Genomic DNA, 22,691 nt, shown 5'->3' with positions numbered 1-22,691 from the left:
GCCGCGCCCCGGGGACCTGTCAGGCGCTCAGCGCCGTCAGGTCCCCACGGGCGTGGGCCAGGGCCGCCCCGTCATAGCGCCGCAGCAGCAGACGGGCCAGCTCGGGCGCCGGGCCCAGCACGGGGGCGAGCAGGTCGGCGCGGGCCTCGCGGGCGCCGGCGGCGATCCGGTCGGGGAGGAACCCGGGGGCGATGACGTACGGGGCGACGGCCACCCGCCGGACGCCCTCGGCCCGCAGCGCCCGTACGGCGTCCGTGGTGCGGGGAAGAGATGCGGAGGCGAACGCAGGACGCACGGCACACCAACCAGCGGTGCGCCACCACTCCCGCGCGATTTCAGCGATCACTGCGCTCGCCTCCGGGTCCGAGGAGCCCGCCGAGGCCAGGACGACCCCGGTCGAGCGACGGTCACCGGGCCGCAGCCCGGCTTCCTCCAGCCGGCGCTCCAGCGCGGCGGTCAGGAGGGACGACGGGCCCAGCACGTCGGCCTGACGGATGGACAGCAGGGGCAGCCGGACGGCCGCCTCGCGCAGTACCGCCGGGATGTCGGACTTGGCGTGGAAGGCCCGGGTCAGCAGCAGCGGCAGCGCCACCACCTCCCGCACACCCTCGGCCGACAGGCGCTCCAGCACCCGCGGCACCCGGGGGGCGTTGAAGTCGAGATAGCCGACCTCGACCCGCAGCCCCGGCCGCAGCGCCCGCACCCGCGCACAGAGCGCGGAGACGGTCGCCGCGTGCCGCGGGTCGCGGCTGCCGTGGGCGATGACGAGAAGAGTGGGGCGGGTGTCCATGGGTCAGCTCTTCACGAGGAGGCCGCGGCTGCGCAGCACCCGGCGTTCGACGGGGGCGAAGATCAGCAGCTCGATGCCGATGCCGACGATGAGGATGAGGAGGATCGCGGACAGCACCCAGGACATGTCCTGGAGCTCACGGCCCTGCTCCAGCAGCTGGCCCAGTCCGGTGCCCAGATCGGGCGCGTTCACGATGAGTTCGGCGGCCATCAGGGAGCGCCAGGAGAACGCCCAGCCCTGCTTGAGTCCGGCGATGTAGCCCGGCAGCGCGGCCGGCAGCAGCACATGCCGGACCCCGGCGAAGCCCGTGGCACCGATGGTGCGGCCCGCCCGCAGGTAGAGCGGGGAGATCTGGTCGACACCGGCCACCAGTCCGTTGGCGATGGACGGGACCGCGCCGAGCAGCACCACCGTGTAGATCGTGGCGTCGCTCAGCCCGAACCAGATGATCGCGGCCGGGACCCAGGCCACCGAGGGCAGGGACTGCAGCCCGCTCAGGATCGGCCCGATCGCCGCCCGGACGGCCTTGACCCGGGCGACGATCAGCCCGAGCACCGTGCCGATGGCCACCGAGGCCAGAAAGCCGAGGGCGCCGCGGGACACACTGGTCCACACAAAGCTCAGCAGGGTGCCCTCCAGCCACTTCTGCTGCAGCGAGTTGCCGACCTCGACAGGGCTCGGCAGCAGGTAGTGCGGCTTGAGCTCGAAGTGGTAGGCGAGCTGCCACAGGGCGAGCACGATCGCGACGGCGATCAGCGGAGGGAGCGCCTTCGAGGTGGCGGTGCGCAGCCACGGCTGCCGGTCGACGACCCTGGATTCCAGGGCGTCGAGCCCGGCCTCCAGACCGGCGATGTCGCCGGAGCTGTCACCCGCCTCGGCGGCGGTGGACGGGGCCTTGGTCTCAGTGCTGGCCATGGCGGCGGATCTCCCCACGGAGCTGTTCGGTGATCTCGATGGAAAGGTCGGCGACCGCGGAGTCCTCGATGCGGCGCGGCTGCGGGATGTCCACCCGCCACTCATGGGCGATGCGCCCCGGACGGGAGGACAGCAGCACCACCCGCTCGGCGAGCCGCACGGCCTCACGGACGTTGTGGGTGACGAAGAGGACCGAGAGGTTCGTCTCGCGCCAGATACGGGTCAGCTCGTCGTGCAGCACATCGCGGGTGATCGCGTCGAGCGCCGCGAACGGCTCGTCCATCAGCAGCAGTTGGCTGTCCTGGGCGAGCGCACGGGCCATCGCGACCCGCTGGCGCATCCCGCCCGACAGCTCGTGCACCCGCTTGCCGTGAGCGCCCTTGAGCCGGACGAGTTCGAGCAGCCGCTCGGCCTCGTCGCGGCGCTCGGCGCGCGGCACCCCGCGCAGCCGCAGCGCCAGTTCGATGTTGCGGCCCGCGGTCAGCCACGGGAACAGCGCATGCTCCTGGAACATCAGGGCCGGCCGGCCGCCCGGCGTCTCGATGGCGCCGGCGGACGGCGCGTCGAGGCCGGCGACGAGGTTGAGGAGGGTGGACTTGCCGCAGCCCGAGGCCCCCAGGAGGCAGACGAATTCGCCGGGCGCCACATCGATGGTGATGTCGTCCAGGACATGCTGCTGTGCGCCGGCGCGGCCGAACGACTTCGAGACATGGTCGATGCGAGCGGCGTACGGCACGGTGGTGCCCGGGTCCGCCGTGGCGGGCTGCTGCTTGGTGAGCGTGGTGGTCGTCATCGGTGTCACCTCCTGGGGGAGTGCGGTGCTGCGGGCGGGGGCTACTTGCTGCCGAGTCCGGCGTCGTCGACCGGCTGCTTGCCCTCGGACCTGAGCACCTTGTTGAGCAGCGTGAGGTCGTAGATGCCCTTGAGGTCGGGCTTCTTGAGCAGGCCCGCCTTGACGGCGTGGTCGGCCTCCTGCTGGAGGGTCGCGGCCAGCGGGTCATCGGTGACATCGACGTTCTTGAACGCCGAGTCGATGACGTTCTGCGGCAGCGCCTTGCCGGCGACGTCCGGGGAGGCGAGCTTGTCGTTGAGGGTCTTCTTCGCCTCGGCCGGGTGCGAGCGGATCCAGGCGTTGGTCTTCACCGAGGCACGCAGCACCGCCTCGACGGCCTTCGGGTGCTCCTTGAGGAACTTCTGCGAGACGATCATGTTCGTGATGACGAACTTCCCGTCCTTCCACAGCTTCTTCTCGTCCAGGATCGTCCTGCCGCCCTCGGCGACGAGCTTGGAAGCGGTGGGCTCGGGCACCCAGGCACCGTCGATGGCGCCCTGCTGGAAGACCGTGGGCGTCACCTTGTTGTCGGTGCGCTGGACGGTGACCTCACCCTTGCCGGTGGTGGGGTCGACCTCGTAGCCCTTCTCGGCCAGGTAGTGGAGCAGCGCGACGTCCTGGGTGTTGCCCAGCTGCGGGGTCGCGATCGTCTTGCCCTTGAGGTCGTGGAGTCCCTTGACCTTCTTGGGGTTGACCACCAGCGAGACACCGCCGGAAGCCGAGCCGGAGATGATCTTCAGGCTCTTGCCGTGCGACTTGGCGTAGCCGTTGATCGCGGGGGAGGGGCCGATCCAGCCGATGTCGATGGCGCCCGAGTTGAGCGCCTCGATCTCGGCGGGGCCCGCGTTGAAGACGGAGGACTTCACCTCGGTGCCGCCCAGTTCCTTCTGGAACCGGCCGCTCTGGAGGCCGACCAGGGGGGTCGCGTGCGTGGTGTTGCCGAAGTACCCGATCGTCAGGTGATCGAGCCCGTCGGTCTTGGCGCCCTTCGGGGCCACACCGGCCGCGGTGTCCTTCTTGGCCTCGGAGCCGTAGCCGCAGGCGCCCAGCGCGCCTATCAGGAGCGGGACGGTGGCGGCGGCCGCCAGCAGGCGGTGACGAACGGCAGACACGGGAGGAGTTCCTCTCGGAGGGCCGGGCGGTGCGCGCCCTCTAGGGGGCGCCCGGCGAAGCTGTGGATCTTCGGAAGGGAGGCGTGGGGGATACGGAGTCGGGCATCGTCAGCGCACACATCGGCCGACTCCGCCCTGCCCGCTGCCCAGGGCGCCGCTGCCGATGCGGCCGCCCTCCTTCGCGAAGGTCGAGAAAACGTCCTTGAGCATGCTCAGAAGTCCCATCCCTCGTCGTCCGCCGCGGCCGCCGGTGCGGCCTCTTCGGCCGCCTCCGCGAAGGCGGTGCCCGCCATGCCCGCGGTCAGCGTCGTCCCGTCCGCCGGGTCGATCAGCAGGAAGGAGCCGGTGCGGCGGGAGTCGGCGTAGGCGTCCAGCGCCAGCGGCTCCGCCGTGCGCAGCACGATCCGCCCGATGTCGTTGGCGACCAGCTCACCGGGCGCCGGGTGCTGCGAGAGGTCGTCGAGGGTCAGCCGGGACGGGATGTCCTTGACGATCGCCTTGACCGTGCGGGTGGTGTGCTTGAGCAGCACCCGCTGCCCGACGGTCAGCGGCCGGTCCGCCACATGGCAGACGGTCGCCTCGACGTCCTGCGAGACGCCCGGCGCGCCGGCCGTCGGCGCGATCAGGTCACCGCGCGAGATGTCCAGGTCATCGGAGAGCCGGACGGTCACCGACTGCGGTGCCCAGGCGACGTCCACGGCCTGGCCGAGCGCGTCGATCGCCTCGATGGTGCTCGTACGGCCCGAGGGCAGCACGGTGACGGCGTCGCCGACGCGCAGCACACCGGAGGCGATCTGGCCCGCGTAGCCCCGGTAGTCGGGGTGTTCGGCGGTCTGCGGACGGATCACGTACTGGACCGGGAAGCGGCCGGGGTCGTCCGAGGGGTCGGCGACGACGGCCACGGTCTCCAGGTGCTCCAGCACGGTCGGGCCGCCGTACCAGTCCATGGTGGCGGACGGCGTCACGACGTTGTCGCCGGCCAGCGCCGAGATCGGGATCGCGGTGATCTCCGGGACGCCCAGCGAGGCCGCGTACGTCGTGAACTCCTCGGCGATGGCGGCGAAGACGGGCTCGGCGTAGTCGACCAGGTCCATCTTGTTGACGGCCAGGACGACATGCGGGACCCGCAGCAGGGCGGCGACCGCGGCATGCCGGCGGGTCTGCTCGACGACGCCGTTGCGGGCGTCGACCAGCACCACGGCCAGCTCGGCGGTGGAGGCGCCGGTGACCATGTTGCGGGTGTACTGCACATGCCCGGGGGTGTCCGCGAGGATGAAGCGGCGGCGCGGGGTGGCGAAGTAGCGGTAGGCGACATCGATGGTGATGCCCTGCTCGCGCTCGGCGCGCAGCCCGTCGGTCAGCAGCGCCAGGTCGGGCGCCTCCTGCCCGCGGTTGCGGGAGGCGTGCTCGACGGCCTCCAGCTGGTCGGCGAGCACCGACTTGGAGTCGTGCAGCAGCCGGCCCACCAGGGTGGACTTGCCGTCGTCGACGGATCCGGCGGTGGCGAAACGCAGCAGCGAGGTGGCACCCGCGTCAACGATGCCCTCAACAGCATGGGTGGAGCTCATGGTTAGAAGTACCCCTCGCGCTTGCGGTCCTCCATGGCGGCCTCGGACATCTTGTCGTCGGCCCGGGTGGCGCCCCGTTCGGTGAGCCGGGACGCGGCGATCTCCGTGATCACGGCCTCGATGGTGTCCGCGTCGGAGTCGACGGCGCCGGTGCAGGACATGTCGCCGACGGTGCGGTAGCGCACCTGCCGGGTCTCCAGGCTCTCGCCGTCCTTGGGGCCGCCCCACTCACCGGGCGCCAGCCACATGCCGTTGCGGGCGAAGACCTCGCGCTCGTGGGCGTAGTAGATGGCGGGCAGTTCGATCTTCTCGCGGGCTATGTACTGCCACACGTCCAGCTCGGTCCAGTTGGACAGGGGGAAGACCCGGACGTGCTCACCGGGGGAGTGCTTGCCGTTGTAGAGCTGCCACAGCTCGGGGCGCTGCCGGCGCGGGTCCCAGCCGCCGAACTCGTCGCGCAGCGAGAACACCCGCTCCTTGGCGCGCGCCTTCTCCTCGTCCCGGCGGCCGCCGCCGAAGACCGCGTCGAAGCGGTTCTTCTCGATGGCGTCCAGCAGCGGGACGGTCTGCAGCGGGTTACGGGTACCGTCCGGGCGCTCGCGCAGCTCACCGCGGTCGATGAAGTCCTGCACGGAGGCGACGTGCAGCCGCAGACCGTGCCGCTCCACCGTGCGGTCGCGGTAGTCGAGCACCTCGGGGAAGTTGTGCCCGGTGTCGACGTGCAGCAGCGAGAACGGCACCGCGGCCGGCGCGAACGCCTTCAGCGCGAGGTGCAGCATGACGATGGAGTCCTTGCCGCCGGAGAACAGGATCACCGGCCGCTCGAACTCGCCCGCCACCTCACGGAAGATGTGCACCGCCTCGGACTCCAGGGCGTCCAGGTGCGACAGCGCGTAGGGGTTGTCGAGGTCGTCGGTCACGGCAGCGGTGGCGGTCATGCCAGTCCCCTTTCGGTGAGCAGCGTGTGCAGCGCCGCCGCGGACTCCTGCACGGTCTGGGTGTGCGATTCGAGGCGCAGATCGGGCGACTCGGGCGCCTCGTACGGGTCGTCGACGCCGGTGAGCCCGGAGATCTCGCCCGCCGCCTGCTTGGCGTACAGGCCCTTCACATCCCGCTCGGAGCACACCTCGACGGGCGTGGCCACATGCACCTCCAGGTAGGCGGTGCCCTCGCTCTGGTGGCGCTTGCGCACCGCCTCGCGGCTGTCGGCGTACGGCGCGATCACCGGCACCAGCGCCTTGACGCCGTTGCTCGCCAGCAGTTCGGCCACGAAGCCGATGCGCTGGACGTTGGTGTGCCGGTCCGCGCGGGTGAATCCCAGGCCCGCGGACAGGAATTCGCGGATCTCGTCGCCGTCGAGCACCTCGACCCGGTGGCCCTCGCCGCGCAGCCGTCCGGCGAGCTCGTGCGCGAGGGTCGTCTTGCCCGCGCTCGGCAGACCGGTCAGCCAGATCGTGGCGCCCGTCATGGATATCTCCTGATGCTCGGTCATCCGTGCAGCCCGCACTCGGTCTTGTTGCTGCCGGCCCAGCGGCCGGCCCTGGCGTCCTCGCCCTCCAGCACCCGGCGGGTGCAGGGCGCGCAGCCGACGGAGGCGTAGCCGTCCGTCAACAGCGGGTTGGTCAGCACACCGTGTTCGGCCACGTACGCGTCCACGTCGGACTGTGTCCAGCGGGCGATCGGCGAAACCTTCACTTTCTGCCGTTTCGGGTCCCAGCCGACGACCGGGGTGCCCGCCCGGGTCGGCGACTCGTCCCGGCGCAGCCCCGTCGCCCAGGCGTCGTACCGGGCCAGGCCCTCTTCGAGGGGCTTGACCTTCCGCAGCGCGCAGCACAGGTCGGGGTTGCGGTCGTGCAGCTTCGGGCCGTGCTCGGCGTCCTGCTCGGCGACCGTCTGACGCGGGGTCAGGGTCAGGACGTTGACGTCCATCACCTCGGCCACCGCGTCGCGGGTCCCGAGGGTCTCCGGGAAGTGGTAGCCGGTGTCCAGGAAGACCACGTCCACACCGGGGAACGCCCGCGAGGCCAGATGCGCGACGACCGCGTCCTCCATCGAGGAGGTGACGCAGAAGCGCGGACCGAAGGTCTCGGCGGCCCACGTGAGGATCTCCAGTGCGGGCGCGTCCTCCAGGTCGCGGCCCGCCTGCTCGGCGAGCTGCTGCAGGTCGGCTGCGGTGGTAGCGGTGGTCACGACTCACCTCCGTCGGGTGCGGCAGGGGACTTGCCGGTCAGCCCCTGGGACAGCAGGCCCAGGAACTTCAGCCGGAACGCACGGCTGCAGGACCGGCATTCCCAGGAGCCATGGCCTTCCTCGGAAGGCTGCAGGTCCTCGTCCCCGCAGTACGGGCAGTGGAACGGCGCCGCACGCTCACTCATTTGAGGGCACCCTCTTCCGCACGGGCCGCCCACTGGGCGAACCGCTCGCCGTCCGTGCGCTCCGCCTCGAAGTTGCGCAGCACCCGCTCGACGTAGTCGGGGAGTTCATCGGCGGTGACCTTCAGACCACGGACCTTGCGGCCGAATCCGGGCTCCAGGCCCAGCGCGCCGCCCAGGTGCACCTGGTAGCCCTCGACCTGGTTGCCGTCGTCGTCCAGGACCAGCTGGCCCTTGAGGCCGATGTCGGCGACCTGGATACGGGCGCAGGCGTTGGGGCAGCCGTTGAGGTTGATGGTGACGGGCTCCTGGAAGTCCGGCATCCGGCGCTCCAGTTCGTCGATGAGGGACGCGCCGCGGCCCTTGGTCTCGACGATGGCCAGCTTGCAGAACTCGATTCCGGTGCAGGCCATCGTGCCGCGCCGGAACGGCGAGGGGGCGACCTGGAAGTCCAGCGCCTCCAGCCCGGCGACGAGCGAGTCGACCTGGTCCTGCGTCACATCGAGGATGATCATCTTCTGCTCGACGGTGGTGCGCAGCCGGTCGGAGCCATGGGCGGCGGCCAGTTCGGCGATCTTGGTGAGGGTGGTGCCGTCGACCCGGCCGACGCGCGGGGCGAAGCCCACGTAGAAGCGGCCGTCCTGCTGCTGGTGCACCCCGATGTGGTCGCGCCACTTGGAGCTCGGCTGCTCGGGCGCGGGGCCGTCGATCAGCTTGCGCTGGAGGTACTCGTCCTCCAGTACCTGGCGGAACTTCTCCGGGCCCCAGTCGGCCATCAGGAACTTCAGCCGGGCGCGGGTGCGCAGCCGGCGGTAGCCGTAGTCGCGGAAGATCCCGACGACACCGGCCCAGACGTCCGCGATCTCGTCCAGCGGCACCCAGGTGCCCAGGCGCTGGGCGAGCTTGGGGTTGGTGGACAGACCGCCGCCGACCCAGAGGTCGAAGCCGGGGCCGTGCTCGGGGTGGACGACGCCGACGAAGGCCACGTCGTTGATCTCGTGGACCACGTCCTGGACGGGGGAGCCGGAGACCGCGGTCTTGAACTTGCGCGGCAGGTTGGAGAATTCCTTGCTGCCGATGTAGCGGTCGTGGATCTCGTCGACGGCGGGGGTGCCGTCGATGATCTCGTCCGCCGCGATACCGGCCACCGGGGAACCGATGATCACGCGCGGGCAGTCACCGCACGCCTCGGTCGTGGAGAGCCCGACGGCCTCCAGCTTCTCCCAGATGGCGGGGACGTCCTCGATGCGGATCCAGTGCAGCTGGATGTTCTGCCGGTCGGTGATGTCCGCGGTGCCGCGGGCGTACTCCTCGGAGACCTCGCCGATGGCGCGCAGCTGGGCCACGGACAGCCGTCCGCCGTCGACCCGGACCCGCAGCATGAAGTGCTTGTCGTCCAGCTCCTCCGGCTCCAGGATCGCGGTCTTGCCGCCGTCGATCCCGGGCTTGCGCTGGGTGTACAGACCCCACCAACGCATCCGCCCGCGCAGGTCGTTGGGGTCGATCGAGTCGAATCCGGCCTTGGAGTAGATCGTCTCAATGCGTGTCCGCACATTGAGACCGTCGTCGTCCTTCTTGAACTGCTCATTGCCGTTGAGCGGCGTGAAGTGGCCAACGGCCCACTGGCCCTCACCGCGGTGGCGTCCGGCCTTACGGCGGGTCGTGGCAGCTGCGGGGACTTCGGAGGAGGCGGCCATGGGTGTACGTCCTTCTGGGCGGGCTCAAGGGATCCGGACGGGTCGCCGGGCACCACGATGGCCTGCGCAGACACACCGAAAGGCGGCGCGTGACAACGCGTCGGGGAGGTCTGCGGGTCAAAGGGGTGTCGGCGCGTCCGCGACGATGGGGACGGCGTGAGAATGCGTGCTGCTGGGTGCTGCCCGGGGCCGAAGGCCCCTGGTGGATACAGCCTCAGCCCGCCCGACAAATGGCGCTGGACATGCGGCCGAGGTCGACGTGCCGCCGACTCACCAAGGCAATTCCAGCTCGAGACATGACGGAAGCCTGGCACGCCGTTCTCCGGCCAGTCCACCGTCATCCAGGATTTGGACACCTCTGTCTCGCATCGCGAGACAATGTGCTGTCGGTCACTCTCCGGCGGGGGTGCCGGTCGTGATCGGACCCGTGATCGGACCCGTGATCGGACCCGCGCCGGGCCAGGGTCCGGGGGCCGGTATCCGGTCCTCCTCGGCGACCTTGGTGTCGTACAGCCGGAAGCCGCGCCGCTGGTAGTTGGCCATCGCGTGCGGGCCGTCCTTGCTGCAGGTGTGCAGCCACACCCGCTTGGTCGGCGCCCGCCCCGGCCACCGTTCCGCCAGGTCCCAGGCCCGCTCGATCCCGTACGCGAGCAGGTACCCGCCGATCCGGCGCCCCCGGAACGCCGGGATGAGTCCGAAGTAGGTGATCTCCACGGAACCGTCCGCCTCCCCCGCCAGCTCGATGAACCCGGCCGGTGTACCGCGCTCGTACGCCACCCAGGTCTCCACCCCCGGCCGCCCGAGGAACTCCGCCCACTGTGTGTACGGCCAGGTCAGCCGGTCGGTCCAGGTGACGTCTCCGCCGACCGCCGTATAGAGGAAGCGGCTGAATTCGGGCGACGGCACCTCGGAGCGGACGATACGGACGTCCTGCTCGGCCGGCGGCGCCTGGGCGGGGGACAGGTCGGCGGGCGAGGTCTGTTCGAGGTGCCAGGTGGTGACCGAGAGGCTCATGGGGCCAGGACATCACACCGGGGCCCGAGCCAGGGGGTCAGCCACATCACACCGGGACCCGGCCCACGGGGTCCGCCACATCACACCGGGACCCAGGCCACGGGGCCAGCCCGACGCGGGAGAACCGGAGCAGGGGAAGAGGGCGAAGGGGAGGAGGTGAGGAAGGGGGAAGGGAAGGCACCGAACGGGCGGCAGCGGATCGTCCCGAATCGTGAGACGTCGGTTCACTTCGTGGTGAGGTCTCCGGCCCTTTCCGGGGTTCCGGCCCTTCTCGGCCCCGGGCATCACCGGCTGGGCGGGTCTCCCTGGCCGGATCCCGTCATCCGGGCGAAGACCACCACGTTGCCCGCGTAGCCGGAGCCCGCCGCGTAATCGCCGCCGCAGGTCAGGACCCGTAGCTCAGGGCGTCCGGTGGTGCCGTAGACCTTCCGGGAGGGGAACTTCCGCTTGTCGAAGACCTGGATGCCGTAGACCTCGAAGACCGCGGTCCGTCCGTCCTCGCGCGTCACCCGGATCGTCCGGCCCTTCTCCAGGGCGCCCAGCCCGTAGAAGACCGCCGGCCCGCTGCGGCTGTCGACGTGGCCGACGAGGACCGCGGTGCCGTTCTCCCCCGGGGTCGGGGCGTTCGCGTACCAGCCCGCCAGCCCGGGGTCCTCGGCCGGCGGCGCCACGATGCGGCCGTTGCCGTCCAGTCCCAGCGGCATCAGCGGAGCCGACACATCGAGCGACGGAATCGCCACCCGGGAGGGGGCGGAGCGGGGCAGCGGCGGCGGTGCGGGGCCGTCGGGCGGGAGGTCGCCGGGGAAGAGCGCCGAACCGGCTCCGGGCTGCGGCGGTCCGCCCGCCTCACCGGTCAGGCCCTGGCGCACCATGCCGAGGCCGACGAGACCGACCAGCGCCAGCATGCCCCACCGGGGTCGGCGCGGGGCCGCCGGATTCCCGGGCGCCGCTTCCGGCGGGCCTGTCGAGCTCATCACTCACCTCCCGTGGCCGCGCGCCCGGGAGCACATGGTCCGCAGTCGGCACGCTAGGGCCGCCCCGAGCCGGCAGCGACAGCAGCCGGTCGAACGGGTGGCGGCGCCGCTGCTGCTGCGGCGCCGCCTTGGAGGTCGCCGCCCGCCGAACGGGCCCGGCGGCCGTCCGGCTACTCGCCGTGGAACACCGCCCCGGCCATCCGCTCGACCTGGTCCGGGTCCGGGGACCAGCAATAGAGCATCACCTCGTCCGCGCCGATCGCCCGGAACGCGGCCACCGCCTCACGGATCTGGTCCCCCGTGGTGAGCAGACCGTTCACCACGTGGTCGGTGTAGCTGTGCGGTGCGTAGTAGGCGCGCAGTTCCGCGCGGGCGCGGTCGAGGGTCGGCTGCGGGCCGAGCGCGGCATTGACCTGGGCCACCAGCCGCGGCCGGCCCGTACGGCCGACTCGGTCCCAGGCGTCCTCCACCTGACGGAACAGTCCCTCCATGTGCGCGGGCGGCAGTGCGGCGCCGAGGAAGCCGTCGCCCCAGCGGGCCACGCGCTCCAGCGCGGCGGGCACAAAACCGCCGAACAGCACCTCGGGCCCGCCGGGCCGCGCAGGGGCGGGGCCGATCGGACCGACGTCCTCGGAGAGTGGTTCGCCGGACCAGAGGCGCCGCAGGGTCGCCATCTGCGTGTCGAGCCGTCGGCCGCGGGTGCGGAGGTCGATGCCGGAGGCCAGATAGTCGTCATCGCGTCCGCCGATACCGATGCCGAGGGTGAAGCGGGAGCCGGACAGCAGATCGAGTGTGGCGGCCTGCTTGGCGAGCAGCGCCGTGCGGTGCAGCGGGGCGAGCAGCACCTCGGTCTGCAGCCGGATCCGGGAGGTGGCGCCGGCCAGGGTGGCCAGCGTGATCAGGGGCTCGGGGTTGCCGAACACCAGCCGGTCGAGGAGGGCGACGGTGGTGAAGGGGGTGGCTTCGGCGCGCCGGGCCCAGCTCAGGAGCTGTGCGGGGTCGCCAATGGGAAGGCCAAGGCCTACGGACATGGTGGGTGTCCTCCAGAAGGGCATGCGGGCATGCGTGATCACGGATTGTCGTGTCGCCCGCTCATTCGGCTCCGCGCGTGCGGTACGCGCGGGCTGCTCCCGTTCTGCGACGGCCTTCTGGAGAGCTGATTCAGAGCGCGGCCACTGTACGAGAGGGCAGCACGGCACCGCATCCGGTTTTTCGCCCCGGCCCCGCCGACCCGTTCCCCGGCCCCGCCGACCCGTTCTCCGGCCCCGCAGGCCGCTCCCACAGCCCCTTCGGCCCGTCCCTCGGCCCGCCGGGCCGCACCCTCAGTCCCGCCGGCCGGTTCCCCGTTCCCGCCGGCCCGTCCCTCAGCCCCGACGCGCCGCCGCCACCGCGGGCGCCAGTGACTGCGGCAGCAGATGCACGGGCTGCGGCGGCAGCCGGAGCTCCACCTCCACGCCGTCCGCGAAGCGGTAGGGCCGGTGCGCCAGCACACTCGCGAGATGGCGGCGCAGCCGGGACAGCTCCGCGCGCACCGTGACCGTACGGCTGTCGTCACCGAACAGGTCCCGGGCGAGTTCGGCGGCGCTGCGCCCCTGCGGATGCGCGGCGAGCACGAACAGCAGCTCGGCATGGCGCGGGGTCAGCTCGTGCGACCAACTGCCGGCCGGTCCGCTGACCGTGACCGTCGAGCCGTCCCGGCCGCTGACGTCCAGCACCACCCGGCTCGGCCCGATGTCCCGCTCCTGCTGCCCAACACGGATCAACCAGCCGCCGGGCAACGGCTCCAGGGTGCACCTGCCGTAGCGCGGCAGCCACAGCGGCCCGGCCTCGGGCGACTTGGGCAGCGCCACCCGGTCCGGCGGGGTCAGGCCCGTCACCCCCACGACCCAGCCGTTCGGATCGACGGCCAGGGCCCGTCCGCCGAGCCGCGCCAGCACCGGCGCCGCGCTCGACCGCAGCCGCTCCAGGGAGAGGTGATGGCGGCTGCGCAGCTCGCCCTCGGCGAGCCGGGCGACCGCGGACACCAGCGAGAGCGTCGTGGGGTGGAAGCCGGGCGCCGGACCGCTGACGTCCACCGTGCCCAACAGCCGCCCGTCGCACGGGTCGTGGAGCGGCGCCGCGGCACAGGTCCACTGGTGGTGGCTGCGGACGAAGTGCTCCGCGGAGTGCACCAGCACCGGCCGGCGGGCCACCAGCGCGGTGCCGATGGCGTTGGTGCCGACGACGTCCTCCGCCCAGTGGGCGCCCTTGTCGAAGCCCAGCCGGTCGGCCATCCTGCGGACCGGGGCGCTGCCCTCCCGCCACAGCACCCGGCCCTCGGCATCGGTGACGACCATGATCTGCTGCGCGGCGTCGGCCGCCGCCAGGAGCCCCTCGTTGAGCACCGGCAGCACCGGGGCCAGCCGGGACATCTGCCGACGGTGCTCCAACTCCGCGACGGGCAACGGGTTCTGCGGCTGGTCCCGGTCCGGGTCCACACCCGAGACCCGCACCCGGCGCCAGGATTCGCCGATCACATCGCGGGGCGCGTCGGACGGGGCGTCGGACGGTGTCCCGCCCGTGAGCACGGCCTCCCGGACCGCGGCGAGGCGGTGTGCGGTCGCTCGGATGTCCTGGGCCGACCAGATGGCACTGTCGATCGGTCTGTCGCTCACGCTGCTCTCCGATGTGCACTGTCCTTGGGCCCGTGCGCTTCGTGCCGTCACCAGTCAGTCCTGGAACGGCCATTGTCCAGGTCCGTACCGGCGCACTGCAACGGACTGCAACCGTTGTGGCCTATGACGCGTTCCGGGGAATCTGGGCCGAGCGGCCGATGGTGCCCCGCCACCGCGGGTTCGCCGGACACCCGTCGGGGAACCGCCGGTGGTGGCCGGGGATGCCATCGGCCGTCGTGTGTGATGTCGGCAGTGCGGGGGAGGGGGGCTCACCATGATGGCCGCTGCCCCGCGTGTCGTGGTGATCGGAGCGGACGAGGGGGTCCGTATTGCGCGTGCGGTCCGTCTGGCGGACCACTACGGGGTCCCCCGGCTGCCCGCGGTCGACCTGCTGATCAGGCGTCAGCCGCTGCCCGCCGACGGCTATGTCGTCGACGGCGCCCCGCAGCTCCTCGACCGGATGGCCGGCACCGGCGGTCTGCTGCCCGCGCTGGCCTTCGCCGACCTCGTCGTCCTGCTGCACGGCGCGGAGTGGAGCGGCGCGGACGAGGCCTGCCGCGTACTGCGCTACTACGAGGCGCGCGGTGTGCTGGCCGACTTCCCTCCTGACGCGCCGGACGGCGACCTCGTCGTGGCCATCGACGCGGCCCTGCGCGGGCGCCTCGCGGACCCGCCGGAGCGCCCTGGCCGCCCCTGAGACCGGGGAGCGGTGCCGGGTCGGCGCGGCACCGCTCCCTGACAGGCGCGGCGGCGGTAACCCCCTGTCCTCGTCCCCTCGGTGCGGCAACTGGCCCAGAGGTGACGGGGAGCCGCCGCCGCGCCGCGGACCGGCCGGGCCGGCGCGGGCTCAGCAGTCGACCACCGGCTGTGCCCGCTCCACCACCGCCGCAAGATCCAGCGTGTGTGGCAGCGTGCCGAACGCCGCGCCCGCGTCGCCGCCGAGCCGGGAGGCACAGAACGCGTCCGCGACCTCGGACGGCGCATGGCGCACCAGCAGCGAACCCTGGAGCACCAGTGCCATCCGCTCCACCAGCCGCCGGGCCCGCGCCTCGATGCCCTCCAGATCGGCGAGTTCGGCGAGCATCCCCCTGATCGCGCGGTCCAGCCGGTGGTCCGCGCCCCGCGCCGCCCCGATCTCGGTCAGGAACGCGTTCAGCGCCTCGGGTTCGCGCCGCAGGGCCCGCAGGACGTCCAGCGCCTGGACATTGCCGGCGCCCTCCCAGATCGAGTTGAGCGGTGCCTCGCGCAGCAGCCGGGGCATCCCCGACTCCTCGACATAGCCGTTGCCGCCCAGGCACTCCAGCGCCTCGGCCACCATCGGCGTGCACCGCTTGGTCACCCAGTACTTCGCCGCCGGGATTGCCAGCCGCAGGAAGTGCCGGTCCCGCTCGGTGCCGCCGTCGTACGCCGCCGCCAGGCGCAGCGCCAGCGTGGTCGCCGCCTCCGACTCCAGGGCCAGATCGGCCAGCACATTGCGCATCAGCGGCTTGTCGGTCAGCCGGCCGCCGAACGCCTCCCGGTGGGCGCTGTGGTGGAGCGCCTGTGTCACGGCCTGCCGCATCACCGCCGCGGACGCGCTGACGCAGTCCAGCCGGGTCGCCGCGACCATCTCGATGATCGTCGCCACCCCGCGCCCCTCCTCGCCGACCCGGCGCGCCCAGGTCCGCCCGTCGAACTCGACCTCCGCCGAGGCGTTGGAGCGGTTGCCGAGCTTGTCCTTGAGCCGCTGGATGCGGAAGGAGTTACGGCTGCCGTCCGGCAGCACCCGTGGCAGCAGAAAACAGGTGAGCCCGCCGGGCGCCTGGGCCAGCACCAGGAAGACGTCCGACATCGGCGCCGAACAGAACCACTTGTGTCCGGTCAGGACGTACTCACCGGGTGCGGCCAGCGGCTCGGCGCGGGTGGTGTTGGCCCGTACGTCGCTGCCGCCCTGCTTCTCCGTCATGGCCATCCCGGCCAGCGCGCCGCCCTTCTCGGCGACCGGCCGCAGCTCCCGCTCGTAGACCTGTGAGGTCAGCAGCGGCTCCCACTCGGCCGCGAGCGCAGGCTCGGCACGCAGCGCGGGCACCGCCGCATGGGTCATCGACAGCGGGCAGCCGTGCCCCGCCTCGGCCTGCGTCCACACGATGAAGCCGGCGGTGCGGCGGACATGGCCGTCCGGCCGGGACCAGGCGTCGTTCATCCCGGAGGTGACGGCGTGGCCGAGCAGCCGGTGCCACGCCGGATGGAACTCCACCTCGTCGATGCGGTGGCCGTATCGGTCATGGGTGTGCAGCACCGGTGGATGCGCATTCGCCTGTTCGCCCCACTGCTGGGCGTGCGCTGAGCCGGCCGCCTTGCCCAGCGTGCCCAGCTCTTCGCGTACCTCGTCGAGCCGCTCGGCGGCGATGTACCGGGTGACGCCCTCGGTGAGGGCCGGGTCGTTCGCGAAGACGTCGTAGCCGACCAGCGGCGGGGGCTGGTTCGTGACCGAGTGAGTGGTGGCTGCCATGCAGATACGGTAAGGAGGTGCGGCCCGCAAACGAACCAACCGAGCGGCCCGCGGGCCGTCTGATCAAGGCCCGCGCGCTGTACCGCAATGTTTCCAAGCGCCGGCTGGCCTGGCTGCTGCTCAAGGACACCGTCAACTCCTGCATGAAGTACCGGGTGACCGGTCTGGCCGCCGAGGCCGCGTTCTGGAGCCTGCTGTCGCTGCCGCCACTGATCCTCGGGCTCCTGGGCGTGCTCGGCTACACGGACGCATGGATCGGCCACGACACCATCGACAGCGTCCGGCAGCGCATCCTCGACGGCGCCGGCACCGTGCTGTCCGACAAGGGCGTGAACGAGATCGCCCGGCCGCTGCTCAACGACGTCTTCACCGGCCGCCGCCCGGACGTCATCTCCTTCGGCTTCGCCATCGCCCTGTGGTCCGGCTCCCGGGCGATGAACGTCTTTGTCGACACCATCACCATCATGTACGGGCTCGACGGGCGGCGCGGCATCGTCAGGACCCGGCTGCTGGCGTTCGCGCTGTACCTCGCGGCGCTCGTGGTCGGCGCCGTCGCGCTGCCGCTGATGGTCGCCGGCCCCGACACCGTCGTGAGCTGGCTGCCGGCCAGCGAGCACATCATCCGGGCTCTGTACTGGCCGGTGGTCCTGCTCCTGTCGGTCGCCTTTCTGACCACCCTCTACCACGCCTCCGTACCGGTCCGTTCGCCCTGGCCGGAGGACATTCCCGGCGCGGTGGTCGCACTGGGCATGTGGCTGCTCGGCAGCTTTCTGCTGCGGCTCTATCTCACCTCGACGGTCGAGGGGCCCACGATCTACGGCTCCTTGGCCGCGCCGGTCGCCGTGCTGCTGTGGATCGGTGTGTCCGCCTTCGCGGTGCTGGTCGGGGCCGCGATGAACGCCTCGCTCGACCGGGTGTGGCCCTCGGTCGCCACGGCCGCGGCGCGCGAGGAGATCGCCCGGCGGACGGCCGCGCGGCCCGGCGCCGAGTGGGAGTCCGGCGGCGCGGGCGGTGCCCCGGCGGACGGCGATGACCGCGGTGACGGCGACGGGCGCCGGGGCGGGGGCCACGACGCCGGCGGCACCCGCGACGACTGAGCCTGCGCACCCCGTCCCGCCTCGTCCGGCCCCGGTACGCCGCGCACGACAGCACAGGAAGCCGTGCACGGGCCATTGACACTCACCGAACCCGGGCAGATGATCCTTGCCGACCGTTCGGCGAACGAAAGTTCACCAGGCGAACCAGCGAACCGGCGCCGCCGATGGCGCACCGCGCACCGTGATCCGTGTCCGTGATCCGTGAATCCGAGGTCCCATGTCTCCCACCGGCATGTCCCGCACCGGTCCTCCGCCCTCCACCGGCCGCCGTCACACCTTCCGTTCCGTCGCGCCCGTCCTGGCGCTGTGCTGGCTCGCCGTCTTCTTCGACGGGATGGACGTCAACGTCTACGGCGCCGTCATGCCGTACATGCTCGACGACCCCGGCCTGGGCCTCACCCCCGGAGCGGCCGGCGCGATCGGCAGCTGGACCACCCTCGGCATGCTGATCGGCGCGCTCGCCACCGGCACCCTCACCGACTGGCTCGGCCGCCGCCCCGTCCTCGTCGCCAGTGTGCTGGTGTTCTCCGCCGGGTCGGCGGTCTGCGCGCTCGCCGGCGCGCCCGGACCGTTCGGCGCCGGACGCTTCTTCGCGGGCCTGGGACTCGGCGGTCTGATGCCCCTCTGCCTCTCGATGGTGATGGAGTTCGCGCCGCCCCGCCGGGCCGCTCTCGCCACCGGCCTGCTGATGACCTCGTACCACGCGGGCGGCATGTTCGCGACGGGCCTGGGCCTGACGCTCGCCCCCGCGCTGGGCTGGCGCTGGGTGTTCTGGGCCGGTGTGCTGCCCGCGGTCGTCGCCGCCCCGCTGCTGCTGCGCCTGCTGCCGGAGTCGCCCGGTGTGCTGCTCGCCAAGGGCCGTACCTCCGAGGCCGAGGCGGTCGCCGACCGCTACGGTATGGCCCGCCCGGCCCCCGCCGACGCACCGGCCCAGGGGGCCAAGGGCCGCCTCGCCGCGGTCCTCGCCCTCTTCCGCCCCGGCGTCCGCCTGGCCACCCCGCTGCTGTGGCTCGCCTCGTTCTGCGGACTTCTCCTGGTCTACGGCGTCAGCACCTGGCTGCCGCAGATGATGCGCGCCTCCGGGTACGGCCTCACGTCCTCGGTCAGCTTCCTGCTCATCATCAACGCGGGCGGGATCGCCGGCATGCTGCTCGCGGGCCGCATCGCCGACCGCTACGGCCCGGTCAGGGTCTCCGCCCTCTGGTTCCTGCTGACCGCCGCCGGTGCGCTGCTCCTCGGGGCGCGGCTGCCGCTCGGCGCCACCTACGTGGTGGTCGCGGTCACCGGTGTCTGGCTCTTCAGCGCGCAGGTCATGGTGTACGCGGCGGCCAACCGCGTCTACCCGGCCGCCGAACGGGCCACCGGCCTCGGCTGGGTCACCGGTATCGGCCGCACCGGCGCGGTGGCCGGCCCCTGGCTCGGCGGCACCCTCGCCGCCACCGGCAACGACCAACTCGGCTTCACCGCCTTCGCGTTGGCCGGCCTGCTGGGCGCACTCGCCATCGGTTCGGTACCGCTCGCCCGCCGCCTCGGCCGCCGACCGGCAACGGCCTCGGCGCCGGAGGCGGCCGGCGCGGAGCCGTGAGCGGGAGACCGCGCCGGGGCCGTATGCCGGTACGCGGACTCGGTCCGCGATGCCGGCGCCGCCGGCACGACCAGGAGGGCAGCGCCCAGGGCGGGTTCAGGGTGCCGTCGCGTAGCGGTCCGCGAGTACGGCCACGGCCTGGGCGAGGGCTTGCCGCAGTGCGGAAGGGCCGAGCACCTCTGCCTCCGTGCCGAGCCTGAGCAGGTCGCCGACCGCCACGGCGGGCGCCTCGACCGGCAGCTCCACCTGCACCCAGCCCTCGTGGTCCGGCGGCCCGGCGCTCTCCAGGGCGCGTGTGCCCGCGGCACCGAACTGCACCGGCAGCAGCCGTTGCGCCAGGGGGGAGATCCGCAGTCGTGCGGTTCCCCGCTGCAGGGTGGCCTCCAGACGGCGGGAAGCCTCCTCCCAGTAGGCGGCCAGGGCGAATCCGGCCGGTCGCTCGAAGCGCTCCTCGGTGAGGTCCACGGCCAGGAACCGCGCCATCCGATAGGTCCGTACGGAGCCGTCCGAGAGCGCCACCAGGTACCAGAGGCCGCCTTTGAGGACGAGGCCGAGCGGGTGGAGTTCCCGGCGGATTTCACCGCTCCAGCGCCGGTAGTGCACACGGAGCATCCGCTGCTCCCACACCGCTTGCGCGACCGACGCCAGATAGGGCGCCGGATCGGGGTCCCGGAACCAGGACGGCGCATCCAGGTGGAACCGGTCCTGTATGCGGCGGGTGCGCTCGGCCAGTTCGGCCGGGAGGGCGGCCTGCACCTTCAGCTGCGCGGTCGCCAGCACCGCGCCCAGGCCCAGATCCTTCGCCGGTCCGGGCGCTCCGGCGAGGAAGAGCGCGGCGGCCTCGGCGTCGGTGAGCCCGGTCAGCCGGGTGCGGTATCCGTCCATCAGGCGGTAGCCGCCGGCGGGCCCGCGGTCGGCACGGACCGGGACCCCCGACGCGAGGAGCGCCTCGATGTCGCGGTGGACCGTACGGACCGACACCTCCAGTTCCGCCGCGAGTTCGGGAGCGGTCATCCGCCCGCGGTTCTGGAGCAGCAGAAGCAGGGAGAGAAGCCGGTCGGCACGCATACGGAGATTGTCCCGCGTACCTGACAGGAGGTGTCAGGTACGGCCCTCAGGCTGGTCACGCACCGCGCGCACGACCCCGTGCGGCCGACCGAGAGGACCTCCATGCCTGTGCAGACCACCGGCCATTTCGCCTTCGCCAACTGGAAGGAGAGTGCGGTCGGTTCGAGCGAAGCGAGTCCGAGGCTCGCCCACGCCTCCGTCACCAACACCTTCTCCGGCGGCATCGAGGCCGTCGACACCACCTGCGAATACAGCATCGTCTACGTCACGGAGAAGACCGGCACCTTCACCGGAATGGAGATGCTGGCCGGGCGGCTCGACGGGCGGGAAGGCGGCTTCGTCGTCGAGGAACGCGGCTCGTTCGGTGCCGACGGGTCCGTTCGCTGCACCTTCGAGGTCGTGCCCGGAAGCGGCACCGGGGAGCTGACCGGGCTGCGCGGAACCGGCGGTTTCACCACCGTTCCCGGAGCCTCCTCCTTCCCCTACACCTTCCGCTACGACCTGGACTGACCCCGGGCGCCCCGCCCGGTCGCCGTGCGCGCACCCTCGCCGTACGGCCGGGGGTGCCAAAGCCCGGCACCGGGGAACCGTCGGCCGAGGCCACCCGCCTCCTGCCGGTCCACCTCACACTGCACACAGGATCGGCGCCGATCCTCCCCCAGGAGACCCCGTAGGGGAGGGCCGGGCCGGTCACCGCACCGGAATCCGCGCGTACCGTCCCGCCACGCTCAGGTCGGCCTCGATCTCGGCGGCGGCGGTGTGCAGCGCGGGGAGGAGGGTCTCGCGGGCCTCGTCGGGGGTGCAACGGGCCGCGTGGGTGGAGACGTTGACGGCGGCGACCACCCGGCCGGTGCGGTCGTGGACGGGGACGGCGAGGGAGCGGAGGCCCTCCTCCAGTTCCTCGTCGACCAGGGAGTGGCCGGCGGAGCGGACCTCTTCCAGGAGGGCCAGGAGCCGTTCCGGGTCGGTCACGGTGTGCCGGGTGAGTGGCTCCGGCCGTGTGCGGGCCAGCCGTGCGGAGCGCTCGGCCGGGGGCAGACCGGCGAGCAGCACCCGGCCCATGGAGGTCGCATACGCCGGAAAACGGGTGCCCAGCGTGATGTTGACGCTCATGATGCGCACGGTGGGGACCCGGGCGACGTACTGGATGTCGTCGCCGGAGAGGACCGCCATCGAGGCGGAGTCGTGCACCCGCTCGACCAGTGAGGCGAGGTGGGGCTGGGCGATGTCGGGCAGGGTGAGCCCCGAGAGGTGGGCGAAGCCCAGCTCCAGCACCTTCGGCGTGAGGCGGAAGAATGTGCCGTCGGCGGTGAGGTAGTCGAGGTGTTCCAGGGTGATCAGGGCCCGGCGGGCGGTGGCGCGGGCCAGGCCGGTGGCCTCCGCCACGGCGGTGAGCGGGAGCGCGGCGCGTCCGGTGCCGAAGGCGGTGAGGGTGATCAGCCCGCGGGCCATCGACTCGACGAATTCCGGGCCCAGTTCCTGCTTGGACGCGCGCATCCAGGTGGCGTGGGACGGGCCGGTAACCGTCACGGAGGGGGTGGCGGCCCGGGGCGCGCGCAGGGCGTCCTCCATGGCGGCGACCGTCTCGCGGAGGCGGGGGAGCACCGCGTCGGGCAGCGCGTCCGCGCTCAGCCGGCTGGTGTGGCTGACGACGCTGAGCGCACAGACCGGGCGGCCGGCGGCGTCGAGGACCGGTAGGGCCACGGCCACCAGCCCCGGCTCGATGAGCTGGTCGTCCAGCGACCAGCCGGCGGTGCGGGCGGCGGCCACCCGCGCGGCGAAACCGGCCTCCGAGGTGTCCTCGGCGCGCCGCGGCGGGACGGCCGGGAAGCCCGCATCCGTCGGGTCCGCCGCCCGGCGCGCCCGCCAGCGCCGCCAGTCCGCCTCGTCCCACCCGTCCGCGAACAGCGCGCCCGGCGCGCCCCTCTCGGCGGGCAGCAGATCGCCGATGCGGAAGGCCAGTGACATGGCGCGGCGGCGGGTCGCCTGGTGGACGAAGCGCACCCCGTCGCCGTCCGGCACCGCCAGCGAGACCGACTCGTCCAGCTCGTCGGCCAGCCGGTCGGCGAGCGGGCCGAGCCGTTCGGGGAGTTCGGAGGCGGCGAGGTAGGCGTTGCCCAGCTCCAGCAGACGCGGCGCGAGCACCGCGTCCCGGCCCTCGGTCCGTACGTAGCCGAGCCGGGCGAGGGTGCTCAGCACCCGGTCCACGGTCGAACGGGCGAGGCCGGTGCCACGCACCAGATCGCCGACGGACCGCCGGCCGCCGCCGGCCGCCAGCTCCCGCAGCACGGACACGCTGCGGATCAGCGGACCCACCGCCTCCGGTGGCGGCGGCGCTGAAGGGGCGGTGGCGGCGGGGTGGGTCATGGCCTCTCCCTGGTGCGTCGATCTCGTCGGAACCGTACCCGGCGGACCGTTGACAGGGCCGGGGACCGGGGCCAAACTCAAGGCGGCGTCATTATGAACTTAAGTTCACTGTGCGAACAACCTGGTGCGGGGCGGCCCCTGGGGCCAGGCTCCGG

The 22,691-nt window shown here is 72.5% G+C and carries 22 protein-coding genes; 4 read left to right on the top strand and 18 right to left on the bottom strand.

From position 1 onward, the window contains the following. Window positions 1-19: 19 nt before the first annotated feature. The 15 genes from SLV14N_RS08930 to SLV14N_RS08865 all read right to left on the bottom strand — a co-directional run bounded on the left by SLV14N_RS08930 (window position 20) and on the right by SLV14N_RS08865 (window position 13,928). A complete protein-coding gene (locus SLV14N_RS08930) occupies window positions 20-790 on the bottom strand; it encodes a sirohydrochlorin chelatase (RefSeq protein ID WP_263268947.1) in 771 nt (256 codons plus the stop codon). A 3-nt stretch (window positions 791-793) separates the two neighbouring features. Beyond that, entirely contained in the window at window positions 794-1,705 is a 912-nt protein-coding gene (locus SLV14N_RS08925; RefSeq protein WP_208680464.1) for an ABC transporter permease, read from the bottom strand. Then, entirely contained in the window at window positions 1,692-2,498 is an 807-nt protein-coding gene (locus SLV14N_RS08920; RefSeq protein WP_208680463.1) for an ABC transporter ATP-binding protein, read from the bottom strand. Before SLV14N_RS08920 ends, SLV14N_RS08925 begins: the two co-directional genes overlap by 14 nt. 41 nt (window positions 2,499-2,539) lie before the next feature. Further along, the gene (locus tag SLV14N_RS08915) at window positions 2,540-3,649 is read right to left on the bottom strand and encodes an aliphatic sulfonate ABC transporter substrate-binding protein (protein WP_263268945.1); all 1,110 of its coding nucleotides are present in this window, start codon (window positions 3,647-3,649) and stop codon (window positions 2,540-2,542) included. 212 nt (window positions 3,650-3,861) lie between these two features. Then, window positions 3,862-5,217 (bottom strand): sulfate adenylyltransferase subunit 1, encoded by a 1,356-nt coding sequence (locus SLV14N_RS08910; protein WP_208680461.1) that lies wholly within the window; start codon window positions 5,215-5,217, stop codon window positions 3,862-3,864. Between the two features lie 2 nt (window positions 5,218-5,219). Then, window positions 5,220-6,155 (bottom strand): sulfate adenylyltransferase subunit CysD, encoded by a 936-nt coding sequence (gene cysD / locus SLV14N_RS08905; RefSeq protein WP_263268944.1) that lies wholly within the window; start codon window positions 6,153-6,155, stop codon window positions 5,220-5,222. Beyond that, complete coding sequence (cysC, locus tag SLV14N_RS08900) at window positions 6,152-6,685, bottom strand: adenylyl-sulfate kinase (protein WP_263273080.1); 534 nt, start codon at window positions 6,683-6,685, stop codon at window positions 6,152-6,154. Before cysC ends, cysD begins: the two co-directional genes overlap by 4 nt. Before the next feature lie 20 nt (window positions 6,686-6,705). Continuing rightward, window positions 6,706-7,407 carry a phosphoadenylyl-sulfate reductase gene (locus SLV14N_RS08895; protein ID WP_093648504.1) on the bottom strand — a complete coding sequence of 234 codons (702 nt, stop codon included), beginning with the start codon at window positions 7,405-7,407 and terminating at the stop codon, window positions 6,706-6,708. Continuing rightward, the gene (locus SLV14N_RS08890) at window positions 7,404-7,592 is read right to left on the bottom strand and encodes a hypothetical protein (RefSeq protein ID WP_208680459.1); all 189 of its coding nucleotides are present in this window, start codon (window positions 7,590-7,592) and stop codon (window positions 7,404-7,406) included. The genes SLV14N_RS08895 and SLV14N_RS08890 overlap by 4 nt, the downstream gene beginning before the upstream one ends. Next, window positions 7,589-9,286 (bottom strand): nitrite/sulfite reductase, encoded by a 1,698-nt coding sequence (locus tag SLV14N_RS08885; RefSeq protein ID WP_263268943.1) that lies wholly within the window; start codon window positions 9,284-9,286, stop codon window positions 7,589-7,591. Before SLV14N_RS08885 ends, SLV14N_RS08890 begins: the two co-directional genes overlap by 4 nt. Before the next feature lie 214 nt (window positions 9,287-9,500). Then, complete coding sequence (locus SLV14N_RS38970; protein ID WP_350257049.1) at window positions 9,501-9,584, bottom strand: putative leader peptide; 84 nt, start codon at window positions 9,582-9,584, stop codon at window positions 9,501-9,503. 92 nt (window positions 9,585-9,676) lie between these two features. Further along, a complete protein-coding gene (locus SLV14N_RS08880; protein WP_263268942.1) occupies window positions 9,677-10,300 on the bottom strand; it encodes a GNAT family N-acetyltransferase in 624 nt (207 codons plus the stop codon). A 284-nt stretch (window positions 10,301-10,584) separates the two neighbouring features. After that, a complete protein-coding gene (locus tag SLV14N_RS08875) occupies window positions 10,585-11,274 on the bottom strand; it encodes a class F sortase (protein ID WP_263268941.1) in 690 nt (229 codons plus the stop codon). A 170-nt stretch (window positions 11,275-11,444) separates the two neighbouring features. Next, entirely contained in the window at window positions 11,445-12,305 is an 861-nt protein-coding gene (locus SLV14N_RS08870; protein WP_263268939.1) for an LLM class flavin-dependent oxidoreductase, read from the bottom strand. Window positions 12,306-12,638: 333 nt separating this feature from the next. Then, on the bottom strand, window positions 12,639-13,928 hold the full coding sequence (locus tag SLV14N_RS08865) for a GAF domain-containing protein (RefSeq protein WP_263268938.1): 1,290 nt from the start codon (window positions 13,926-13,928) through the stop codon (window positions 12,639-12,641). A 274-nt stretch (window positions 13,929-14,202) separates the two neighbouring features. Here SLV14N_RS08865 and SLV14N_RS08860 point away from each other — a divergent pair, with 274 nt between their 5' ends. Continuing rightward, complete coding sequence (locus SLV14N_RS08860) at window positions 14,203-14,625, top strand: hypothetical protein (RefSeq protein ID WP_208680453.1); 423 nt, start codon at window positions 14,203-14,205, stop codon at window positions 14,623-14,625. A gap of 150 nt (window positions 14,626-14,775) precedes the next feature. On the opposite strand, the gene SLV14N_RS08855 is transcribed toward SLV14N_RS08860, so the two are convergent. After that, window positions 14,776-16,419 (bottom strand): acyl-CoA dehydrogenase family protein, encoded by a 1,644-nt coding sequence (locus SLV14N_RS08855; protein WP_208680452.1) that lies wholly within the window; start codon window positions 16,417-16,419, stop codon window positions 14,776-14,778. A 17-nt stretch (window positions 16,420-16,436) separates the two neighbouring features. Between SLV14N_RS08855 and SLV14N_RS08850 the strand changes: the two genes are divergently transcribed. Continuing rightward, window positions 16,437-17,516 (top strand): YihY/virulence factor BrkB family protein, encoded by a 1,080-nt coding sequence (locus SLV14N_RS08850; protein ID WP_263268936.1) that lies wholly within the window; start codon window positions 16,437-16,439, stop codon window positions 17,514-17,516. Between the two features lie 217 nt (window positions 17,517-17,733). Then, window positions 17,734-19,101 (top strand): MFS transporter, encoded by a 1,368-nt coding sequence (locus tag SLV14N_RS08845; protein WP_263268935.1) that lies wholly within the window; start codon window positions 17,734-17,736, stop codon window positions 19,099-19,101. Window positions 19,102-19,197: 96 nt separating this feature from the next. Here SLV14N_RS08845 and SLV14N_RS08840 read toward each other — a convergent pair whose 3' ends face one another. Continuing rightward, on the bottom strand, window positions 19,198-20,169 hold the full coding sequence (locus tag SLV14N_RS08840; RefSeq protein ID WP_263268934.1) for a YafY family protein: 972 nt from the start codon (window positions 20,167-20,169) through the stop codon (window positions 19,198-19,200). Between the two features lie 102 nt (window positions 20,170-20,271). Between SLV14N_RS08840 and SLV14N_RS08835 the strand changes: the two genes are divergently transcribed. Next, window positions 20,272-20,679 (top strand): DUF3224 domain-containing protein, encoded by a 408-nt coding sequence (locus tag SLV14N_RS08835; protein WP_263268932.1) that lies wholly within the window; start codon window positions 20,272-20,274, stop codon window positions 20,677-20,679. 180 nt (window positions 20,680-20,859) lie between these two features. On the opposite strand, the gene SLV14N_RS08830 is transcribed toward SLV14N_RS08835, so the two are convergent. Then, complete coding sequence (locus SLV14N_RS08830; protein WP_263268931.1) at window positions 20,860-22,536, bottom strand: IclR family transcriptional regulator C-terminal domain-containing protein; 1,677 nt, start codon at window positions 22,534-22,536, stop codon at window positions 20,860-20,862. Window positions 22,537-22,691 lie beyond the last annotated feature (155 nt).

It is taken from the genome of Streptomyces sp. Je 1-4 4N24 (assembly GCF_026239515.1).
GTDB lineage: Bacteria > Actinomycetota > Actinomycetes > Streptomycetales > Streptomycetaceae > Streptomyces > Streptomyces nigrescens.
Note: the sequence above shows the minus strand (reverse complement) of the source record. Positions and strands in the feature narration are given on the sequence as shown.

Excerpts from the sequence above, each read along its gene's own strand:
- SLV14N_RS08930 (WP_263268947.1), bottom strand. The coding sequence starts at position 790 with ATGGACACCCGCCCCACTCTTCTCGTCATCGCCCACGGCAGCCGCGAC.
- SLV14N_RS08870 (WP_263268939.1), bottom strand. The coding sequence starts at position 12,305 with ATGTCCGTAGGCCTTGGCCTTCCCATTGGCGACCCCGCACAGCTCCTG.
- SLV14N_RS08880 (WP_263268942.1), bottom strand. The coding sequence starts at position 10,300 with ATGAGCCTCTCGGTCACCACCTGGCACCTCGAACAGACCTCGCCCGCC.
- SLV14N_RS08845 (WP_263268935.1), top strand. The coding sequence starts at position 17,734 with ATGTCTCCCACCGGCATGTCCCGCACCGGTCCTCCGCCCTCCACCGGC.
- SLV14N_RS08860 (WP_208680453.1), top strand. The coding sequence starts at position 14,203 with ATGATGGCCGCTGCCCCGCGTGTCGTGGTGATCGGAGCGGACGAGGGG.
- cysD (WP_263268944.1), bottom strand. The coding sequence starts at position 6,155 with ATGACCGCCACCGCTGCCGTGACCGACGACCTCGACAACCCCTACGCG.
- SLV14N_RS08885 (WP_263268943.1), bottom strand. The coding sequence starts at position 9,286 with ATGGCCGCCTCCTCCGAAGTCCCCGCAGCTGCCACGACCCGCCGTAAG.
- SLV14N_RS38970 (WP_350257049.1), bottom strand. The coding sequence starts at position 9,584 with ATGTCTCGAGCTGGAATTGCCTTGGTGAGTCGGCGGCACGTCGACCTC.
- cysC (WP_263273080.1), bottom strand. The coding sequence starts at position 6,685 with ATGACGGGCGCCACGATCTGGCTGACCGGTCTGCCGAGCGCGGGCAAG.
- SLV14N_RS08855 (WP_208680452.1), bottom strand. The coding sequence starts at position 16,419 with ATGGCAGCCACCACTCACTCGGTCACGAACCAGCCCCCGCCGCTGGTC.
- SLV14N_RS08840 (WP_263268934.1), bottom strand. The coding sequence starts at position 20,169 with ATGCGTGCCGACCGGCTTCTCTCCCTGCTTCTGCTGCTCCAGAACCGC.
- SLV14N_RS08875 (WP_263268941.1), bottom strand. The coding sequence starts at position 11,274 with ATGAGCTCGACAGGCCCGCCGGAAGCGGCGCCCGGGAATCCGGCGGCC.
- SLV14N_RS08835 (WP_263268932.1), top strand. The coding sequence starts at position 20,272 with ATGCCTGTGCAGACCACCGGCCATTTCGCCTTCGCCAACTGGAAGGAG.
- SLV14N_RS08925 (WP_208680464.1), bottom strand. The coding sequence starts at position 1,705 with ATGGCCAGCACTGAGACCAAGGCCCCGTCCACCGCCGCCGAGGCGGGT.
- SLV14N_RS08920 (WP_208680463.1), bottom strand. The coding sequence starts at position 2,498 with ATGACGACCACCACGCTCACCAAGCAGCAGCCCGCCACGGCGGACCCG.
- SLV14N_RS08910 (WP_208680461.1), bottom strand. The coding sequence starts at position 5,217 with ATGAGCTCCACCCATGCTGTTGAGGGCATCGTTGACGCGGGTGCCACC.
- SLV14N_RS08890 (WP_208680459.1), bottom strand. The coding sequence starts at position 7,592 with ATGAGTGAGCGTGCGGCGCCGTTCCACTGCCCGTACTGCGGGGACGAG.
- SLV14N_RS08830 (WP_263268931.1), bottom strand. The coding sequence starts at position 22,536 with ATGACCCACCCCGCCGCCACCGCCCCTTCAGCGCCGCCGCCACCGGAG.